The 1,317-nt window shown below is 26.6% G+C and carries 2 protein-coding genes; both read left to right on the top strand.

The window, feature by feature from the left end; genetic code table 11:
* A partial coding sequence (locus AC27VX_RS23705) for a hypothetical protein (RefSeq protein WP_488698438.1) occupies positions 1–206 on the top strand: 206 nt, incomplete at its 5' end.
* 6 nt (positions 207–212) lie between these two features.
* Complete coding sequence (locus tag AC27VX_RS23710; RefSeq protein WP_488698440.1) at positions 213–911, top strand: hypothetical protein; 699 nt, start codon at positions 213–215, stop codon at positions 909–911.
* Positions 912–1,317 lie beyond the last annotated feature (406 nt).

The following is a 1,317-nucleotide window of genomic DNA, read 5'->3' on the forward strand; positions in this document are numbered from 1 at the left end:
ATAGTCTAAATTCTATGTCTGTAAAAGTAACATCTTTAGACTCAATTAAATCTACGGGTTTTACATATCAAAAAGATACAACTATATTCTATGGAAATAAATCAGGCGATTTTGACAGAGCATATAAACCAGTTCAAGACAGTTCTTATAATAGGGATATCAGAAACTTTAATAGTAGAGTTCCAAGCCAATATCGAATAAAATAAAAGAAGATGAGAAATAGAGTAATAGGATTTTTGTTTTTAGTTATAATAACAGGATGTAACGAAGATAAACAAACGAATGCTTTATCTATAAAGAAAGCCATTGAGGAAGTGTTTAATTTAAATAATTATCAAGCAAAACAACAAAAAAAAGTTAATGACTCTGTTATTCATTATGAGGGAGTTAATAACCGATTTCTAATCAAAGGAAAATATAATTATCAAAGAAAATATAAAATAGGTTGGTGGAGAGCTTATGATCTGAAAAATAATGAAAAATATTTAGACATAGAATTTTATAAAGAATTTGATAAAAAGAAAGAATTGAATAATCAAATTATTTTTTATAGGAATAATAAGATAAACGCATCTAACAGTAAGTTTTATGTAAAGAAGTACAATAGTAAAGATAATACTATTTTATATAATTTTTATTTCCCAAAGAGTATTGATAAAATACACTCTGCGAAAATAAACATTGGTATAATTGCTGATATGAAACCTTTGCTATATCCAATGACTTTTGAATGCAATAGTAAGAATAATAGTTATAGTTATTCTTTGGATATTTCTAAATATAAAAACCATCCTGTATTAAATATATTGGGTTCATTTTCGGAGCATTCAATTAATGAGAAGAAAAGAGAAATTGGTATTAATGAAATTCTAATAGATGACACAATAAAAAATGTAAATACCATTAGGTAATATAAGGCCAACTTTTAAAGTTACCCCATTGTGCAAAGTCTTGGGCTTTGATGATATAATAAACCACTGCAATTGCGGTGGTTTTATTGTCTCCCAATGCTTGAAAATAAATCAATAAAAACACAATAATTGATAAATCTGCAACATAAAGGTATATACTCTATTATTCTATACTTACTATATATGTGAATTTACATACCAATAATAGCTATCGGATTGTATATGCTTGATTACTAAAATGCGTTTTTCCCAAATAAAATTCTAAAGTGCAACTATGAGTGCTTATGGCTTAATCTAATGTATAAGAGTATTAACAACTATCCCTCTTTACTGTAAGATTATATCCTGTAGTGTAGTAATAATAGCGAAACCACTGCTATTAAGCGGTGGTTTTGTTTGTGAAAAA

It is taken from the genome of Chryseobacterium sp. 14P4.3.2 (assembly GCF_057799275.1).